The sequence below is a fragment of the Streptomyces sp. NBC_00154 genome (assembly GCF_026342835.1).
Taxonomy (GTDB): Bacteria; Actinomycetota; Actinomycetes; order Streptomycetales; family Streptomycetaceae; genus Streptomyces.
In genome coordinates this window covers 1,573,255-1,587,561 of sequence record NZ_JAPEMI010000002.1, presented here as the reverse complement: position 1 = coordinate 1,587,561, position 14,307 = coordinate 1,573,255, and the positions used below count along the sequence as shown (strand labels likewise).

Annotated in this window: 9 protein-coding genes and 1 pseudogene; 6 read left to right on the top strand and 4 right to left on the bottom strand. The window is 67.4% G+C overall.

The features are described from left to right. Positions 1–109 precede the first annotated feature (109 nt). Both OHA03_RS43945 and OHA03_RS43940 read right to left on the bottom strand, forming a co-directional pair. Positions 110–1,621 (bottom strand): ATP-binding protein, encoded by a 1,512-nt coding sequence (locus OHA03_RS43945; RefSeq protein WP_267009493.1) that lies wholly within the window; start codon positions 1,619–1,621, stop codon positions 110–112. A gap of 28 nt (positions 1,622–1,649) precedes the next feature. Next, a complete protein-coding gene (locus OHA03_RS43940; RefSeq protein ID WP_267009492.1) occupies positions 1,650–4,118 on the bottom strand; it encodes a glycoside hydrolase family 65 protein in 2,469 nt (822 codons plus the stop codon). Positions 4,119–4,512: 394 nt separating this feature from the next. Here OHA03_RS43940 and OHA03_RS43935 point away from each other — a divergent pair, with 394 nt between their 5' ends. The 5 genes from OHA03_RS43935 (at position 4,513) to OHA03_RS43915 (ending at position 10,235) form a co-directional block, all read left to right on the top strand. Then, positions 4,513–5,940, top strand: a complete 1,428-nt coding sequence (locus tag OHA03_RS43935) for an MBL fold metallo-hydrolase RNA specificity domain-containing protein (protein ID WP_267009491.1) — start codon at positions 4,513–4,515, stop codon at positions 5,938–5,940. A 315-nt stretch (positions 5,941–6,255) separates the two neighbouring features. Next, positions 6,256–6,909 (top strand): CBS domain-containing protein, encoded by a 654-nt coding sequence (locus tag OHA03_RS43930; RefSeq protein WP_267009490.1) that lies wholly within the window; start codon positions 6,256–6,258, stop codon positions 6,907–6,909. 295 nt (positions 6,910–7,204) lie between these two features. Then, positions 7,205–8,206, top strand: a complete 1,002-nt coding sequence (locus OHA03_RS43925; protein WP_267009489.1) for a nitroreductase — start codon at positions 7,205–7,207, stop codon at positions 8,204–8,206. A 61-nt stretch (positions 8,207–8,267) separates the two neighbouring features. After that, entirely contained in the window at positions 8,268–9,143 is an 876-nt protein-coding gene (locus OHA03_RS43920; RefSeq protein WP_267009488.1) for a universal stress protein, read from the top strand. 378 nt (positions 9,144–9,521) lie between these two features. Then, complete coding sequence (locus OHA03_RS43915) at positions 9,522–10,235, top strand: response regulator transcription factor (RefSeq protein WP_267009487.1); 714 nt, start codon at positions 9,522–9,524, stop codon at positions 10,233–10,235. Between the two features lie 18 nt (positions 10,236–10,253). Here OHA03_RS43915 and OHA03_RS43910 read toward each other — a convergent pair whose 3' ends face one another. Beyond that, complete coding sequence (locus OHA03_RS43910) at positions 10,254–11,969, bottom strand: GAF domain-containing protein (protein ID WP_267009486.1); 1,716 nt, start codon at positions 11,967–11,969, stop codon at positions 10,254–10,256. Positions 11,970–12,430: 461 nt separating this feature from the next. Then, positions 12,431–13,303: a CBS domain-containing protein gene (locus OHA03_RS43905; protein ID WP_267009485.1), complete on the bottom strand. Its 873-nt coding sequence runs from the start codon at positions 13,301–13,303 to the stop codon at positions 12,431–12,433. Between the two features lie 436 nt (positions 13,304–13,739). Here OHA03_RS43905 and OHA03_RS43900 point away from each other — a divergent pair. After that, positions 13,740–14,288 (top strand): annotated as a pseudogene (locus tag OHA03_RS43900) (IS701 family transposase); the annotation flags it as partial. Positions 14,289–14,307: the final 19 nt, after the last annotated feature.

Genomic DNA, 14,307 nt, shown 5'->3' with positions numbered 1-14,307 from the left:
GAAGCACGGGGCCGAGTGGACCGTACGGAGGGGACCGAACGGCCCATCGGAAAGAGCGGCCCGGAGCCGGTGACCACCGAAGGGCGCACACATCTCACAACGGCGTCTGCTACGCCTCCCGGTACAGACGGTCAAGGTCGACGAGCATGACCTCGCCCCGAGCATGCGCCGCATGGAGCTCGGGGCTGAACCCCGAAGCACCGTAGAGGGCCAGTCGGACGCGACTTACATCCTCAAGGGAATTGAGTCCATCCAAGATGCACCGCAGACGTTGCAGATGGTGGATGTCCATGCCGGTATGCCATCGTGCGAGCCCGACCGACAGAAGGGAACCGGTCATTGGCCCGTCCTGCCGGCGGACCACGACCTCGGCATCCAGCCCGGCCGTCGCCGACGGGTCGCTGAGGGAGCCGTACGACGCCGTGACATGGTCGGCACCGAAGACAGCCGAGTTGGCGAAGCGGACCGCCCACTCCCGGCAGACTTGAGCAAACTGCGGTCCGGCGACAAGAGAGTTGAAATCAGCTCGCGCGCCTGCCCACACCGTCTCGGCGTCGCTTTGCTCAAGAGCGGCCCTGCGTGGGCGCGCCAAGGCGTGCTCGAACGCGAGGAGCGGGTCCGCGATGCGATGACGCTTGACCCCCGGCTGCAGCCCGTCCGTCTGCGATTGAAGCAGACCGTGGTCGCGGAGGAGGGCGAGAGTCCGGGAGGCATCTGTGAGCTGCTGTCCCAGGAAGGTGGCGATTTCCCCGTGGGTCGTGCAGCCTCTGGCCAGGGCGGCGAGTACGGAGTGACAAACCCCGTGGCTCCAAGGCCCGGTCTCCTCGTCGAGGAGATGGCGAGCCTCGTGGAACAGCGGCGTGCGCGGATTCAGGACGGTGCGGCAGACCCAGGCATCGAAGTCGTTACGATCGACAGGAACATCGTCGTCGACGTAGTCGTGCCGATAGGCGGGCGTCCCGCCGACGACCGTGTAGACGAGAAAGGCGAGCCTCGGGTCGTCGATGCCCCACAATTGCGCCGTCTTGCGGAAGTCCAGGGGCTGGATGTCGAGCTTCAGAGCGGCGAGTGCGTGCAGCGGCGAGGAGTGCGCGAACAGCCGGATCATGACCGGTGCGGTCTCACCACCAAGCAGCAATCGCGCACGGCTCTCCAGTGGCGGTCTGTCGAGGTGCCGGAGGGCTCCGTGGATGACAGAGGGCAAAGCCGGGCTCGCCGCGACAAGGTCGGGGAACGAGTCGATGATGACGGGCAGCGGCCGGGTGTCACCCAGCGCCAGCAAGGCATCGATGCCTTCCTTCCAATCACGCCAGTGGCTGGGCTGTGAGACCTGCCGGTATCGCGCGTACTCCTCGCCCAACCTGCGCAAGGACTCGGCTTGGGTGGCTTCCTGTCCACAGAAATAGAACCCGCCCGTGGCGCGTGCCACCGATTCCAGCAGGAGAGTCTTGCCCTGGCGGGGCCGGCCCATGACGACGCCGAGGCCCGTTCCCGGATGCGGATCGCTCGAGAAGGCCATCAAGGCTGCCCATTCGTCTTCCTTGTCGAAGAGGCGATCGGGCCTGGCTGAGCGTTCAGGGTCCACGATCGAGGTCTGCTGCTGTCCGTGTACGGCATTCACACCATGCACCTCCGGAACCAGCTGAGAGCTACTCCATTCTCGGGCTCGCGGCCGTCGAGCGCGCGCTGTACCGACCATCGTCGTCACGACGGACCGAACGCGCGGGCAGACGGAACCAACGTTGTTCCCCCGCAGCCACGGTCACCAGCCGCTCGCCGGGCAGACGCACGCGCAGAGGGGGATTGAGTCGCGAGTGGGGCACGCGAATCCCCAACCGGCCAGGCAGAAACTGGACGCGGATATCCCGGTGCCCGCGGTAACAGAACGTGAACGAGCAGCGCGGCACCTCCCGGAGCGGGACGGGGGCGATGCGCAGTCCGTCCGGGCCTGCCTCCAGTCCTGCGACGACCCGTTCGACGAGATCGAGGGTGCCGGCCATGGCACCCAGGTGGATGCCTTCGCCGGTGGTGCCGCCCTGAATATCTGCCACGTCGCTGAGCAGGGCTTCCTCCCAGTACCGCCAGGCGTCCGGACCTTTCCGGCGGGCGAGGACCCAGCCATGCACCAGGCTGCTGAGGGTCGATCCGTGACTGGTACGAGTCAGATAGTAATTGACGGTCGTGCGCCACACCTCGTCGTCGAACCGGTACCCGAGGCGGTCGAAAAGTTCCTGCAGCTCGGCGGGGCGGAAGAGATAGCCGAGCATAAGTGTGTCGGCCTGCTTGGACGCTTGGTAACAGTTGACCGTATCCCCCTCGGACTCCAGGATCCGGTCGAGGCGGCGGATGTCGGAGTAGCGGGAGCGGTAGGCATCCCAGTCCAGCTCGGCCAGCTCGCCATAGCCTTCGAACTGGCTGATGACATCGCCATGGAACGGTACGTACACCCGGCGGGAGATGTCGTCCCAGCGATTCAGCGTCTCGTCGTCGAGGCCGAGTTGCTCGGCGAGCTCTCTTCGACGGGCGGCAGGCAGGTCATCGAACACCTCGAGTGCGCGTGCGAGCACCCAGGCGGCGGTCACGTTGGTGTACGCGTTGTCATCGATCCCGGGAGCAGCGGCCTCGGGGTAGGCGTCGTGGTACTCGTCCGGGCCCAGCACACCGCGGATGCGGTAGCGGTCGCGATCGGCGTCGTACGTGGCGACGGAGCCCCAGTAGCGGGCGATCCCGAGCAACAGCTCTGCCCCTGGGCCTTGGATGAAGCCGGTGTCGCCGGTGCTTTGCCCGTACCGCCAGACGTTCCAGGCGATAGCCGATCCGACGTGGTGCTGCAAGTGCGAGTGGTCGGACAGCCAGCGGCCCGATCGGGGATTCAGGTGCAGTGTCTGCGTCTCCTCAGCACCTGAACTACCGCTCTGCCAGGGGAACATCGCCCCGCTGTAGCCCGCCCGCTGGGCCGCTGCACGGGCCGCGGGAAGGCGTCGGTGCCGGTACATGAGAAGACCGCGCGCCACCTCAGGGAAGTGCAGAGTGAGGTACGGCAGCACGAACAACTCGTCCCAGAACACATGCCCTCGATACGCCTCGCCATGCAGGCCCCTGGCGGGCACTCCGACGTCCAACTCTGCCGTGTGCGGGGAAAGCGTCTGAAGGACGTGGAAGAGATGGAGCCGAAGGACGCGGCCCGATTCGCCCGGCACCTGCAGTTCCCCCTGGCTCCACAGACGTTCCCAGGCAGCACGATGAGAGGCGAGCAGTGCCGCGAACGCCGCCGCGTGTGATGCACGCTCAACGGCAAGTGAGAGGGGGTCGCCCAGAGGGCGGTCCAGGGATGTGTACAACGCAGCGGACTTGACGACGGCCGCGGAACATCCGCGGGAGACCGGCAGCCTCATTCTCTGGACCGTTTTGGTCTCCGTACAGCTCGCCCCCACTGCGACGAGGGGCCCTGACGACGTTCTGACGGCGATTCCGATCCGGATCCGGGACGAGCTGGTCCGGCAGGACAGCCAGGCGACGCCGTCCGCTTCCACTCCGGCACGGTGGCCTGTGAGATGGCGCCCACTCAGGCCGCGGTAGCGCTCGACACCGGTATTGGTGACGTCTCCGTCGATGACGGACTCCACCTCGATCGCACCGCTCCAGCCGTACCCACGGAAGGTGGTTCTCTGGGCGGCGAGGTATGGGTCGCCCATGTGGACGAATCTGGTGTGGGTGACGCCGAGTCGCCGGCCATGGCCGTCGTGGAAAAGCAAGCGGCGGGTGAGAACGCCGCCTCGCAGGTCGAGTGAGACTTTGTAGTGCCGCAGGCTCGGGTCATCGGGTGTGAGCCACTCCCCTACCGGTCCGTCGTCCGGCAGGCAGCGGTAGCGCAGGCGTGACCAGTCGGGCAGGTTGACCATGTCCTCGTTGCCGACCTGCTGGCCTGCGACCTTCGAGAAAAGCCAGTTGCAGCACCCGGCTGCGTAGGTCCCGGGATAGTGAACCGCACCGGCGGGCGACTCGGGCACGGACCCCCGGGTGGCGAACCTGCCGTTACCGAGTGTGCACAGGGCTTCGATTGTCCGCTCCTCCTTGGGGTCGTAGCCGTGGAAGTCCCAGGTCCATGTCGTACTCATGACCATTCTCCGGTCACAAATGCACGACCCGGCAGCCAGGTCTTGGGCACACCAGTGCGGTTCAGCGTTTGAAGCCGGGACCCGGCCGAGGGCGACGAGCGGGCCCACAGGTCGGCGATGTCCTGCTTCCGCCCCGGCGCCAGCGGCTTCGACGGCGAACACGTCATAGGCCGCGTCCATGCAGTCTGCCCCGGGCCTTGAAGAACGAGTGACTCCACGACGCCGCCCCTCTTCCTGCGCATTCTCCGGTGAGCTTCGCCCCCAGGTTGACCCGGCGCAGGCCTGTCGCGCATGGGCCGGTCGGTCCCCCCTCGGACCTGTCGGGCCCATCCCGCCCTGGCGCCGGGAGTGTGATGGTAAAGACGGCTACGACCCACCGAAGGAGGGGCTGGTCATGTTCGACACAGACTCGGGCCCGGCCAGACCCTCGTCGAGACCCGCGCTGCTGCGCTTCCTCGGCGGCGCCCGAACCGTCACCGGCAGCAAATTCCTCATCGAAAGCGACCATGCCCGGGTCCTCCTCGAATGCGGTCTCTTCCAGGGCTTCGCGGACCTGCGCCGCCGCAACTGGGCGAAGCTGCCATGCGACGCCTCCGACATCCACGCCGTAGTGATCACCCACGCCCACCTGGACCACTGCGGCTATCTCCCCCGACTGGTCCGGCACGGATTCCGGGGACCGATCCTGACCACCGCCCACACCGCCCGGCTCGCCGAGATCGTGCTCCGTGACAGCGCGCACCTCCAGATGGAGGCGGCCCAGCACGCCAACGCACACGGCTGGTCCAAGCACCGGCCCGCCAAACCGCTCTATGACGAGACCGACGTCGACACCACCGTGAAGTTCTTCGACCCCGTCCCGGTCGGCAGCGAAATCGAGATCATGGAAGGCACCCGGCTCACACTGCACCACGGTGGACACATCCTCGGCTCGGCCTGGGCCCACGTGACCCTCGAGGACGGCCACACTCTGGCCACCAGCGGAGATCTCGGGCGCCCCGGCCACCCGCTGCTGCTGCCGCCGGAGCCGTTCAGCGGCGCCGACGTACTACTGATGGAGTCGACGTACGGCGATCGTCACCACGAACCCGAAAAAGCCCACGCCGCATTCGCAGCCGTACTCACGCGTACCCTTGCGCGCGGCGGTACCGTCGTCATCCCCGCCTTCGCGATCGACCGCACCGAGGTTGTCCTCCACGAGCTCGCCGCCCTGCGCCAGGAGGGGATCCTGGCCCGGTCCGTTCCCGTCTATGTGGACAGCCCCATGGCTCTGGCCGCGCTCGACGTCTACCGCGAAGCACTGCGTGCCCGCTCCGCCGAGATCAGGCTCGAGATCCTCGACCACGGCGAGACAGCGATCAGCCCTGACCCGTTTCTGCCCGCGCGAACCGTCCAGGAGTCCATCGACATCAACAGCACGCCCGGTCCCGCCGTCATTGTCTCCTCAGCCGGCATGGCCACCGGCGGCCGGGTCCTGCACCACCTCCACCGGCTCCTGCCCAATCCACGCAACGCGGTCGTCATCGTCGGTTTCGCAGCCGTCGGCACCAGGGCCCGCGACCTGGTCGACGGTGCCCACACACTCAAGATGTTCGGCGATTACGTCCCCGTACGCGCGGAGGTGGCCGATCTACCGCACTTTTCGGCACACGCCGATGCCGACCAGATCATGGACTGGCTCCGCGGCTCCCCTGCACCACGCACGACCTATCTGGTCCACGGCGAGGAGTCGTCGTCCGATGCCCTGCGGGACCGGATCGACCATGAGCTGGGCTGGACAGCGGTCGTACCCAAGCCCGGGGAGGCTGTCCTGGTCCGCTGACCGGCACCGAACGGCTTGCGCAGTCTGACGCCGCGAGACCCTCCCGCACTCCGCTGCTCCCAGTGCGAGGCTGTGAGTGAGGGGTTGGAGGCGAACTATGGAGGCTATGGAGTGTTCGCTCGTCGACATGTCATCCGATGTGACTCGACGCCACGGCCGTAGCGGGCCTCTGCGGGGAATTCTCCCGAGTCGCCGATCACCGCGGTCACAGCCCAGCGGGCCGCCTGTCTCCTCGGCCGGCACCCGCGCAGTTTCGCACCTGCCCGCCCCCCGGCAGCAGTCGGCCTCTCGCCCACACTCACCGAGGAATTTGCCATGACCTCTGGCCGGTACACCGTCAACGACGTCATGACGAAGACCGTCGTCACCATCACCCCCGACGCGGAATTCAAAGAGATCGCCGCCGCCATGGAGCAGTGGAAAGTCACCGCCCTACCCGTCGTCGAAGGCGAGGGCCGAGTCGTCGGCGTCGTCTCCGAGGCCGACCTGCTCACGAAGGAGGAGTTCCACGACCACTCGCCCGGCATGATCGAGCACATGCGCCGCCTGGGCGACATCGCCAAGGCCGGCTCGGTCCGGGCCAAGGATCTGATGACAAGCCCCGCCGTCACGGTCAAGCCCGACGCGCCCCTCCCGCAGGCCGCCCGGCTCATGGCCGACCGGCATGTCAAGCGCCTACCGGTCGTTGACGCCGGTGGCAGCCTCAAGGGCATCGTCAGCCGCGCCGATCTCCTGAAGGTTTTCCTGCGCTCCGACGACGAGCTCGCCGCCGAGATTCGTCGTGAGGTCGTCAACCAGCTGTTCCCCGTCGCGCACCAAGACGTGAAGGTCAGTGTCACCTGGGGTGTGGCCACACTCAACGGTCGCGTCCGCGACACCACCCTGATTCCCGCCGCCGCCCGCCTCGCTCAGTCCGTGGAAGGCGTGGTCAGCGTGGACTGCCGGCTCGAAGGCCTGGGATCCGCCTGAGCCAGGTATCAGCTCGCACCCGCAGGTACCGGGCCAAAGGGACCCCGGTGCCTTCCCGTCGACCCGGCAAGGCAGCGTCCCGCGACAAGCACGAACAAGGGGCTGGACGGTCGCTGTTCCGCCTTGTGCCCGGCAACGCATCCTCATACGTCCTCCCGTGAATCCAGCACTGACTGACCCCGGCGGGGAGTCCATCCGGCCCTGTCGAGGGACGAACGGCCCATTTGTACGGGACAGCGGGCCGCTCCATGCTGGAGGGGCCATCGACCGTTCCCGACTATCCGGGAGACCCGCGATGCTCACCAAAACGCTCGACGACACCACGTTGACCGACCTCGTCGCCGATGCCACCACAGCACCTTCCATGCACAACGCTCAGCCCTGGCAGTTCCGCTACGAACGCTCCAACCGCACTCTCACGCTCCGGGCGGACCTCGACCGTGCGATGCCGGAGGCCGACCCCTCCACCCGCGGACTCCATGTCGGCTGCGGCGCGGCCCTGTTCAACCTGCGGGTATCCGCCGCCCACCTCGGTCTGGACTCGGTCACCACGCTGCTGCCCGAACCGTCGGACCCGCCCCTCCTGGCCGTCGTACGCCTGGGTATCCACCCCGACTCCCCCCGGAAGCCGGCGGACAAAGCACTCGCGTCTCTCCACCCCGCGATTCGGGACCGGCATACCAGCCGCTATCCGTTCGACGAGCAGGCGATCCCCGAGGACGTTCGTACGCGCTTCGCCGACGCGGCCCGTATCGAGGGCGCGGACTTCGCCTTCCTGACTCCGACGCATCTGGAGACCGTGCTCGAACTGATCCGGGATGCCGAGGGATACGATCGCAGGGATGTTGCGCGAGAGGCGGAACAGCGCAGCTGGACCCGGGACACAAAGACAGAGGTCCCAGTCGACGGAATTCCGGATTACGCGTTCGGGCCCCGTGACGCGTCCGAAAGGGCGACCGTCCGCGATTTCGCGGGCACCGCCGTCCTCGCAGGCCGAGTGCGCGTCCTGTTCGAGAACCGGCCGCAGCTGGCCCTTCTGAGCACCACGGGCGACCGTCCCGAGGACTGGCTGCGCGCCGGCCAGGCCCTGGAACGCGTACTGCTCACCGCCACACTTCACCACGTGTCCAGCTCATTCGCGACGCAACCCCTCGAATGGCCGGACCTGCGATGGCTCCTGCGCGACCCGGTCTTCGGCACGGGAAACGCACAGATGATCATCCGCCTGGGATACGGGCCGAGCGGGCCACGCACACCGCGACGTCCTGTAGACCAAGTACTGACCATCGAGCCGTAGAAACCCGGGTCGTATGCCACCGAGGCAGGCGGCCATCCGAGCAGGGAAGGCGGTGGGAGCGATGCAGCTTCCCGTAGTCGTCGGAGTGGACGGATCAGAGGGCAGTCTGCGCGCACTGGACTGGGCAGCGACGGAAGCGGCCCGACAGCGACTCCCTCTCCGCGTCATCCACGCGTCATTGTGGGAACACTACGAAGGGCTGCGCCCCACATTCGACACCGAGCGTCCCGCCGAGCAGATCCTCGCCGAGCATCTCGTCGCCTCCGCGCAGGAGCGGGCACAACGCCTCCATTCGGAGGTGAGCGTGGTCGCCGACGTGCAGCCCGAAGACCCGGTGACCGCACTCGTCCAGGAGAGCCACGAGGCAACCCTTGTCGTCCTCGGCTCCCGCGGCCGGGGCCGAATCGCCGGGATGCTCCTCGGATCTGTCAGCCTCGCCCTTGCCGGCCGGTCCCACTGTCCAGTCGTCGTGATCCCGGCGACCCCACCCGGCACGCAGCCGAAGCCCGGCCGCATCGTCGTCGGGATCGGAGACGCCGCAGGCCCGTCAGCAGCCGCCCACTTCGCACTCGAACAGGCGGCATCCCGTCACGGTGAACTGATCGCCGTACGGGCCTGGCGCTGCCCCGCCCACGAGGCCATGGACCATCCGCTCCTCTCGGGTTCCCCGGCATCCGCACACCGTCAACAGGCTGAGGAACACCTCGAAAACGTCCTGGCGGTGCTGGACCGCACCGATTCCGATGCCGTCATCGACCGATCGGTGGTCCAGGGACCGGCTCACCAGGCACTGATCGAAGCAGCCACGGGCGCGGAACTCCTCGTCGTCGGCGCACGGCACGGCAGCGGACGGCACGGACTCCACCTCGGCCCGGTGAACCACGCCGTGCTGCACTATTCCCCCTGCCCGGTTGCCATCGTGCCCCACACCCGCTGAGCATGACGTCGATACTCAAGGCACCTCTGATCAAGGGTGGGGAATGAGGAGGACCAGACAGTGCGCGTGGTGCAATACCGCATGCGTGACGCGACCGGGTGAAGAGCCGATGGGGTGAGAACGCCGGCGGGATCCGACGCCGCTGTACCGCCCCTCCGGTACCGGCCGTCGACGTGGCGCAAATAGTCCTCGACGGCGTCGAACGGCCGCTGGACGGAATACGGACCCGGCTGCTGTAGCCGTAGTCCCGTAACCGAGGTTCCTGAGATCTGAACGGTCCGGAGCGTGGTCCGTTCGGCCCTGGTGCGTAGCTCCTGTGCGGACGCACGATGGCGGAGGGGCGGGACTGCGCAACCCCTCGACGGCCAGGAGGACACCATGAGCGACGAGACGGGGTTCTCGGCCCAGAGACCGATCCGCGTGTTCCTGCTCGACGACCATGAGGTGGTCAGGCGCGGGGTACAGGATCTGCTTGACGCGGAACTCGACATCAAGGTCGTCGGCGACGCCGGCACAGCCGATCAGGCTCTGGCCCGCGGCCCGGCGCTCCGACCTGACGTCGCGATTCTCGATGTACGGCTGCCGGACGGCGACGGGATCGCCGTGTGCCGTGAACTGCGCTCGCGGATGCCGGAACTGGCCTGCCTGATGCTCACCTCGTTCGACGACGACGAAGCGCTGCTCGACGCGATCATGGCTGGCGCGGCAGGCTACGTACTCAAGGAAATCAAGGGATCTGACCTCGTCGCCGCCGTCCGCACACTGGCATCCGGGCGTTCGACCCTCGACCCGGCGACCACGGCACGGCTGATGAGCAGCCTGCGCGAGGAGGAAGCCTGCGCTGAACCCGAGGAGGACGACGCGCTGTCGGGGCTGTCCCCGCGGGAGAGCGACGTGCTCGTACTGATCGGTGAAGGGCTGACGAACAGCCAGATCGGCAAGCGCCTCTACCTGTCGGAGAAAACCGTCAAGAATCATATCTCCCGTCTGCTGGCCAAGCTCGGTGTCGAGCGCCGCATCCAGGCGGCCGTGATCGCTGCGCACGCCACGGAACCCTCCCCGCCGCCCGGAGCCGGACAGCATCAGACGTGACCGTGCGGCCCCGAAATATCAGGACAGCCGCAGTGGCACCCGCCAGCTCAGCCGAGTGCCACCCTTTCCCGACGCCCCCACACTCATCTCGCCACCGAGTTTCTCGGCGCGCCGTGCAAGGTTGTCGAGCCCGCTTCGGGAACCACCATCCTCGGGCATGCCCACGCCGTTGTCGGACACGATGAGGTTCAGCGCCCCCTCACCCACGACGAGCGAGATGTCCACCGACGTGGCCCGTGCATGGCGAGCGACATTGCTCAGCGCCTCGCCGAGGACCGCGATCACCTGCTCGGCGATCTCGGCTGGCACATCTGTATCAATGAGCCCTCCCATCCGCAGCGACGGCTGGAAGCCCAGGGTGCGTGCGGCCTCTTCCACCGCGGTCGCCGTCCGGGCCCGCAGCCCCTGGCCGGCACGGCCCGGTCCGCGTGCACGTAGGCCAAAGATCGTGGACCGGATGATCTTGATGGTCTCGTCCAGATCGTCCACCGCTCGCAGCAACCGTTCGCTCGCCTGTGGATGATCAACGAACCGGACCACGCTCTGCAGCGTCATACCGGTGGCGAACAGCCGCTGAATGGCCAGGTCGTGCAGGTCCCGGGCGATGCGGTCCCGGTCCTCCAGCAGAGCGATCTGCTCGGCGGCTTTGCGCCGCTCGGTGAGTTCCATCGCCAGCGCGGCCTGACCGGCGAAGGTCAGCAGGGGCAAGGTTTCCGACGTGGTGAAGGCGGGACCCTCCCGTACACGGGCCAGCAACAGCACCCCACGGGTCCGCTCTCCCGTCACCATCGGGACCGCGACAGCCGGGCCGAGCCCCTCCCACCTCGGAGGGCCCTCGGTGATCCGCGGATCGTGTTCGACATCGAGGCTGGTGATCGGCTCGCCCGCGTCGAGAGCCGCACCGACGAACGATCCCTCACGTGGCAGGACCAGACCATGGTGAATCTCGGCGTCCACACCTGAAGCCAGTGCCACTCGGAGGGTCCTGCCCTCTTCAGGGAGCGCCAGGACGCCAAGATCCGCGGAGAGAATACGCGAGGCACGATCGATGATCATCTGCAGGACGTGTGCCTCGTTCGCCCCGCTCAGCAGACCCGCGACGATCTCGCTGTTGGCCTCCTGCCAGCGTTGGCGATCGCACGTCTCCGCGTACAGGCGAGCGTTCTCGATCGCCACTCCCGCCGCCACGGCCAGCGTCGACAGCACGGTTTCGTCCTCGGCGTCGAATGCGCGGCCGCCCCGTTTCTCAGTGAGATACAGATTGCCGAACACCTCGTCGCGAACCCGGATGGGTACCCCAAGAAACGAATGCATCGGGGGGTGATTCGGCGGGAACCCGTACGACGCCGGATGCTCGGCGAGCTCCCCGAGCCGCAGGGGCTCGGGATGACGGATCAGCTCGCCCAAGAGGCCGTGCCCCTCAGGCAGCGGGCCGATGGCTCCTCGCTGCTCCGCCGTTACGCCCACCGGCAGGAACTGCGTGAGCCGGGTTCCCTCGCCGACCACTCCCAGGGCTCCGTACTCGGCATCGACCACAACGACTGCGGCTTCGACGATCCGGCGCAGCACCTGGGGCAGATCAAGTCCCCTTCCCACCGACATCACGGCGTCCAGGAGCAGGGCCGCCCCGGCAGGGCTACGAGTCACGGCATCGAGACGCCCGTGGAGGTCGTCCGGCAACGTGCTCAGCCGACGGCGCGCCTCGCCGCAGCGGTCAGTTCCGTAATCGCCCACAGTGCCTCCATCGTGACCCTCACATCCCGGGCGGGTCACACCTCCACGGTAGGACCGACCGCCACGCGGCACCTGGTGACTCCAACCGACTCAGCCGTACAGTCGGGCAGCGCTTGGGGCAGTGCCCGGAATCTATGGGCTCTCGTCGAGCGGAACCAGCCGCGGCCGACAGCCCGCCGAGATGGCCCGCGCGGTGCTGGACACTACGTGCGAGCCCCACGGCCGAAGCGAGGCCCGGGCCTCCTTGACGCGCGCGGGTCGGTTCGCTGAGCATCTCCGTGGACGACCCGGAATGGATCCGTACCGCGCCGGGTCGTTCCGGGCGGTGATCTCACACTGCATCGTCCAGAACACAATCGAAGTCCCTCCCGGGATCACCATCACGCTGGGCGCCAGATCGGGTACCCGGTCGAGCGAGAGCGTGGACCGATTGCCTGCTGATGCAAGTCGGGACTCCGGCGTCACCCTGTGACAAGTTTCAGGTGATCGATCACTTCGGTCACGTCGTCGATGTCCTTGATCTCGGCGAGGAGCCGCGGAACCTCGTCTTCCGCCATCTGGCCCCTGACGTCCACCACGCCATTGCGCACGTCGACCTCGACGGTGTTCCGTGCAGCCGGAAAGTGTTCGGCGAGGATTCTCAACTCGATCTCCTCGCGAATCCCGGCATCATCGCGTATCAGCGCGTTAAGCAGTGCGTTCCTGTGCACGACACCGACCAGGCGGCCCTCATGGTCCGTCACCGGCAGGCGCTTGAGACGCGACAGGGACACGAGCCAGGTGGCTTCGGCGACGGTCGAACCTGGGAACACAGTGACGGCCGGAGTGGTCATCAACGTCTCGGCGGTCTCGGCACGGGCCTTGTCGTGCAGCCGCCGTTCCCTCAGCCGGCCGATCGGACCGGGTTCGTATCCGGATGCCTCCACCGCGGCCTTCGCCAGCAGGTCGGACTCCGACACCACACCCATCACCCGGTCGTCGGCATCGACCACCGGCAGGGATCCGAGGTGTTCACGCGTCAAGCTCCGCGCGATGTCCAGGAACGGCATGTCGCCGCGCACCGATGCGGCCGGTATGTCCATGACGTCACGCACCAGCAGAGGCGCGGGTTCGGCACCGGACGGCTCGGTGGACTTCTTCACCCGACCGGCCGGAGCCGTCTCGGGAACGGTCGGGCGCCGTGCCGCCGCCTGCTTGGCGGACACCGTGGCCACCGCGCCGAGGTAGCGCAGCAACATGTCCTGCCGTAGGGGTTCGTCGGTGGGCCTCCATGCCTTCGCCGGCACCGCGCGGCGAGCTTCGGCCCCTGCCGAGGTCTTCTCGCGTTCAGTCACGGTGGGCTCCTCACTCGCGCCGAGCTGGCCTACCTCCCAGTCTTCCACGGCTGGAGCCCGGGCCAAGGGCCGATCGGCCCATGCGGGACGACGGACGGTACACGTATCGGCGGCGCCTGCCTCTGGTGGGTGGTGTGGGTCTGCCCCAGATCCAAGGTCTGACACCGGCGTTGAGCTGGGCTGTTGCCCTGGCGATCAGCCCCGTCGACCCACGCACCCGCGGCTAGAAGCGCCTCGGCCGCGTCGAGGTCCTGAGCCGGCGCGGCCTAGTACTCCAGCCGAACTTCTCCATTACCGCTGGTCAACGGCTTGAGTGTGGAGATTGTAGCGGGGTGGGTTTGGCTGCGGGGCGGTCTTGGCAGACCGTCCCGCGAACGGGTGGCCGCGCCGCATGTAGTGACAGCGGTCCGAGCAGTCCATAGGCGTGATCAATGATGTGCCCACGAGTGCCTGGGACCATGAACTCGAGAATCTATTCCTGCGGGCCGGAGCCTGCTTCGCCCGGATAGAACCACGACGCCGGATGCGGGATTACGTGCGCGGGCTGCTGGGCCCGGTAGGCCGCAAGAACGGCTGGCAGCTTGCTGAGTACGCCGGCCATGCCACCCCGGACGGACTCCAGCACTTGCCGTCCCACAGCCGCTGGGACACCGACCGTCTCCGCGATGACCTGCAGTCCTATGCAGCAGAGCAACTCAGCACATCAGAGGGTGTGTTGATCATCGACGACACCGGCTTCGTCAAGAAGGGCACCACCTCGGCCGGGGTGCAACGGCAATATTCCGGGACCGCGGGCCGGACCGAGAACTGCCAGATCGGTGTCTTCGCCGCCTACGCCACCACCCGCGGGCACGCCCTGGTCGACCGCGAGCTCTATCTACCCAAGTCCTGGACCGAAGACCGGGAGCGCTGCCGAGCGGCCAGGATCCCCAACGAGCATGACTTCACCACCAAGAACGACCTCGCCCGCGCCATGATCCTGCGGGGCTCGACGTTTCTGATGG

Excerpts from the sequence above, each read along its gene's own strand:
- OHA03_RS43915 (WP_267009487.1), top strand. The coding sequence starts at position 9,522 with ATGAGCGACGAGACGGGGTTCTCGGCCCAGAGACCGATCCGCGTGTTC.
- OHA03_RS43930 (WP_267009490.1), top strand. The coding sequence starts at position 6,256 with ATGACCTCTGGCCGGTACACCGTCAACGACGTCATGACGAAGACCGTC.
- OHA03_RS43925 (WP_267009489.1), top strand. The coding sequence starts at position 7,205 with ATGCTCACCAAAACGCTCGACGACACCACGTTGACCGACCTCGTCGCC.
- OHA03_RS43920 (WP_267009488.1), top strand. The coding sequence starts at position 8,268 with ATGCAGCTTCCCGTAGTCGTCGGAGTGGACGGATCAGAGGGCAGTCTG.
- OHA03_RS43940 (WP_267009492.1), bottom strand. The coding sequence starts at position 4,118 with ATGAGTACGACATGGACCTGGGACTTCCACGGCTACGACCCCAAGGAG.
- OHA03_RS43935 (WP_267009491.1), top strand. The coding sequence starts at position 4,513 with ATGTTCGACACAGACTCGGGCCCGGCCAGACCCTCGTCGAGACCCGCG.